The organism is Cellulomonas septica (assembly GCF_012396155.1).
Taxonomy (GTDB): Bacteria; Actinomycetota; Actinomycetes; order Actinomycetales; family Cellulomonadaceae; genus Cellulomonas; species Cellulomonas septica.
Genome location: NZ_JAAXOY010000314.1, coordinates 1 through 4,142, shown reverse-complemented (window position 1 = coordinate 4,142; position 4,142 = coordinate 1). Strand labels below are relative to the sequence as shown.

Here is a 4,142-nt window from a genome sequence, read left to right as displayed (position 1 = left end):
CACCGCGCACCCGAGCAGCGCCGCGACGTCGGGCGGCACGTCGGGGTCGACGCGGACGACCGACGTGCGGTCGACGACCGCATGCGTCGCGAACGCCGACACGCCCAGGTGGTGGTGCACGTCCTGCGTCCCGCGGTGCAGGCGGGTCCCGCCGCCGACGAGGGCCCCGGCGACGTTGGCCGCGGTCCCGACGCGGCACGGCAGGCGGCCGTCGGTGGCGCACTCGGGGCACGCGCCGCACCGGGGGAGGAACGTGAGCACCACGCGATCACCCTCCCGCAGGTCGTCCACGCCGTCGCCCCGGACCTCGACGACGCCCGCCGCCTCGTGACCGAGCAGCATCGGGGTGGGTCGCACGCGGCTGCCGTCGACGACGGAGAGGTCGGAGTGGCACAGGCCGGCCGCCTCGATGCGGACGAGGACCTCGCCGGGTCCGGGCGGGTCGAGGTCGATGGGGCCGACGCTGAACGGGCGCGACGTCGCGAACGGCGCGGGCGCGCCCGACCGCTCGAGGACCGCACCGACGATCTGCACGGGCACCCCTCCGTCGTCCGGGCCACGGGTCGTCGCGGAAAACCGACTGGACGGTATGTACCGTACCGGATGCGGCAGCGACGGCGGAGCCGGACCGTCGACCAGATTTCACGTCAGACCCCTATCGCGCGGACGCCACCTGCGGCGATGCTGGCCAGGTCATTCCGGACGAATCGGGGGAGGCACGGATGGGCACCATCACGACGACCGACGGCGTCGAGATCTTCTACAAGGACTGGGGCTCGGGGCAGCCGATCGTGTTCAGCCACGGCTGGCCGCTGTCGGCCGACGACTGGGACACGCAGCTCCTGTTCTTCCTGAACGAGGGCTACCGCGTGATCGCGCATGACCGCCGCGGCCACGGCCGGTCCTCGCAGGTCGCCGACGGGCACGACATGGACCACTACGCCGACGACCTCGCGGCGCTCACCGCGCACCTCGACCTGCACGACGCGGTGCACATCGGCCACTCGACCGGCGGCGGCGAGGTCGTCCGATACCTCGCCCGGCACGGCGAGAGCCGCGTCGCCAAGGCCGTCCTCATCGCGGCCGTCCCGCCGCTCATGGTGCAGACCGACAGCAACCCCGGCGGGCTGCCGAAGGCCGTCTTCGACGGGCTCCAGGCCGAGGTCGCGGCGCACCGCTCCGACTTCTACCGCGCGCTGCCGTCAGGCCCGTTCTACGGCTACAACCGGCCCGGCGTGGAGCCGTCGGAGGCGGTCATCGCCAACTGGTGGCGGCAGGGCATGCAGGGCAGCGCCAAGGCGCACTACGACGGGATCGTCGCCTTCTCGCAGACCGACTTCACCGACGACCTCAAGACGATCACCGTGCCCGTCCTGGTCCAGCACGGCGACGACGACCAGATCGTCCCCTACGCGAACTCCGGGCCGCTGAGCGCGGAGCTCGTGCAGAACGGCACGCTCAAGACGTACGAGGGCTTCCCGCACGGCATGCCGACGACGCACGCCGACGTCATCAACGCGGACATCCTCGAGTTCATCCGCTCCTGAGCGGGCTCCGCGCGCGGGTGGTCCGCGTCAGCCGGACCACCCGCGCACGTGGTCGACGACTAGCTCCGGCACGGTGTCGTCGTCGGGCGTCGCGCGGTCGGGGAAGTCGAACACGCCGATCATGAGCTGCAGCGGGTAGGCCGGCGGACCGTCGCACCGGCGCACGACCGTGCCGTCGACGCTGAAGATCGCGTGCTCGTCCGTCCACCGGACCGCGTACGTGTGGGGCTGCGCGACGTCGATCGCGAGCCGCGGCGCGGCGAAGTCCTCGCGGACCCCGGGGTCGCGGAACGCGTGCAGCCCCATGCCGACCGCGGCGGACTCGCCGGGGACGACCGCGTCGCCGAAGACCTCCATGACGCAGATCTCGGCGCACCGCTCCGGGACGTCCTCGAGCCCGACCATCCACAGCGACACCATCGACCGCGGCGACAGCACGGCCCGCGCGCGCATCTCGACGTACCCGGGGCCGGGCGTCCAGCCGAGCAGCTCGTCCTGCTGCTCGCGCACGACGAGGCCGTCGCGGTACGGCTGCTGCCCGTCGGTGCTGCCGACGGGGCCTGAACGGTTCGCGGACTGCACGGCGGAGACGCGCAGCGGCGGCTCGTGATCGCCCGCGCACCACAGCGGCTGGTCGCGCGGGATGCTCAGGCGGAGCGTCGAGTGGCGCACCTCGTGCGTCGCGGCGCTCTGCGCGCGTGAGCTCCACGCCGGCAGGTAGTACGGCGACCACACCGTCCGGTCGAGGTCGTCGCCGTCGAAGTCGTCGTCGAACGTGGTCCGTGCGGCCGGCATGGCGAGATTGTCGCGTCGTCGTGTGCGGTCGTCACCTGTGGACGACGCGCCCGCGGCAGCGCGTCGGTGCCCTACCGTCTGACCCGGCCGAGAACGGACGAATCGGGCAGGGGTGCGGCGTGGACGGTGTGGTGATCCTCGAGCGCGAGGTCCGCGAGCTCGTGCGTCGGCGCGGGATCGACCCCGTGCGCGACCCGAGCGGTGTCGCGACCCTCGTCGCGGACGCCATCGCGGACTACGACGAGCGGTCGCTGCGCGGGGCCGTCCCACCGCTCGCCGACGCCGCCGCGGCGCACAAGGCGGTCGTCGACGCGGTCGCCGGGCTCGGGCCGCTGCAGAAGTACCTCGACGACCCGGAGGTCGAGGAGATCTGGGTCAACTCGCCGACGCAGGTGTTCGTCGCACGGCGCGGCGAGCCCGAGCTGACCACGACGATCCTCACCGACGGCCAGGTCCGGGACCTCGTGGAGCAGATGCTCAAGGTGTCCGGCCGCCGCCTCGACCTGTCGAGCCCGTTCGTCGACGCGTCGCTGCCCGGCGGGGAGCGGCTGCACGCCGTGATCCCCGACGTCACGCGGCGGCACTGGGCGGTCAACATCCGCAAGCACGTCGTCCGGGCGGGCACGCTCGACGACCTCGTCGGGCTCGGGTCGCTGACGCCGCACGCCGCCGCGTTCCTGCACGCGTCGGTGCGCGCGGGGCTCAACGTGCTCGTGTCGGGCGCGACGCAGGCCGGCAAGACGACGATGCTCAACGCCCTCGCCGGTGCCATCCCCGCGCGCGAGCGCGTCGTGACGTGCGAGGAGGTCTTCGAGCTGCGGCTCGCCGCGCGCGACTGGGTGGCGATGCAGTGCCGCCAGCCCAGCCTCGAGGGGACCGGCGAGATCCCGCTGCGGCGCCTCGTCAAGGAGGCGCTGCGCATGCGGCCGAGCCGCCTGATCGTGGGGGAGGTGCGCGAGGCCGAGGCGCTCGACCTGCTCATCGCGCTCAACGCGGGCGTGCCGGCCATGTGCACGATCCACGCCAACTCGGCGCGCGAGGCGCTCGTGAAGCTGTGCACGCTGCCGCTGCTCGCGGGGGAGAACGTGTCCGACCGGTTCGTCGTGCCGACCGTCGCGTCGGCCGTCGACCTGGTCGTCCACCTCGACCTCGACGGTGCCGGTCGTCGTGGGGTGCGCGAGGTCGTCGCCGTCCCGGGGCGCGTCGAGCAGGGCGTCGTCGAGACCGCCGACGTCTTCACGTCCCGCGGCGGGCACCTCGTGCGCGCCGACGGCTTCCCGCCGCACCCCGAGCGGTTCGCGCGGCTCGGCGTCGACCTGGCCGCGCTGCTGCGCGCCCGCGGCTGAGGCGTCTGCCCTGTGGACGCGCTCGGCGACGCGAGGACGCGGTGCCCTAGGTTCGCCGCGAATCGGACCAATCGGGCAGGGGGTCGTGTGACGACGGGACGTGACACGTCGTCGTCCGCCGCCCTCGCCGAGGTCCGGACGTCGGACCCCGGGGTCGGGTGACGCGCGATGGGTGTGGTGGTCGGGCTCCTGCTGGGGGCGGGCCTGGCGTGCATCTGGTGGTCGTGCTGGGCGCCCACCCCGGGTGCCGCGTCCCGCCTCGACGGGTGGAGCGTCCGCACGCAGGACGCGCTCGTCCAGGCGGGCATGCCGGGCGTGACCCCGACCGGTCTCGTGCTCACCAGCGGCGGCGTCGGCGTCGTCGGCCTGCTGCTCGGCCTCGCCCTGACCCGCGTGCCGTCGATGGCGCTGTGCCTCGGGGTGTTCCTCGCCCTCGCGCCGTCGGCCGTGGTGC

General features: G+C 73.7%; 4 protein-coding genes and 1 pseudogene. 3 read left to right on the top strand and 2 right to left on the bottom strand.

Annotated features, from left to right (window positions below):
• On the bottom strand, window positions 1-534 hold a 534-nt coding region (locus HGA02_RS12280; RefSeq protein ID WP_168679247.1), incomplete at its 3' end, for an alcohol dehydrogenase catalytic domain-containing protein.
• Between the two features lie 188 nt (window positions 535-722).
• Between HGA02_RS12280 and HGA02_RS12275 the strand changes: the two genes are divergently transcribed.
• Window positions 723-1,547 (top strand): alpha/beta fold hydrolase, encoded by an 825-nt coding sequence (locus HGA02_RS12275; RefSeq protein WP_168679246.1) that lies wholly within the window; start codon window positions 723-725, stop codon window positions 1,545-1,547.
• Window positions 1,548-1,574: 27 nt separating this feature from the next.
• Here HGA02_RS12275 and HGA02_RS12270 read toward each other — a convergent pair whose 3' ends face one another.
• A complete protein-coding gene (locus HGA02_RS12270; protein WP_168679245.1) occupies window positions 1,575-2,342 on the bottom strand; it encodes a glycoside hydrolase family 16 protein in 768 nt (255 codons plus the stop codon).
• Between the two features lie 119 nt (window positions 2,343-2,461).
• Between HGA02_RS12270 and HGA02_RS12265 the strand changes: the two genes are divergently transcribed.
• Window positions 2,462-3,688: an ATPase, T2SS/T4P/T4SS family gene (locus tag HGA02_RS12265; protein ID WP_168679244.1), complete on the top strand. Its 1,227-nt coding sequence runs from the start codon at window positions 2,462-2,464 to the stop codon at window positions 3,686-3,688.
• A gap of 168 nt (window positions 3,689-3,856) precedes the next feature.
• Window positions 3,857-4,142 (top strand): annotated as a pseudogene (locus HGA02_RS12260) (type II secretion system F family protein); the annotation flags it as partial.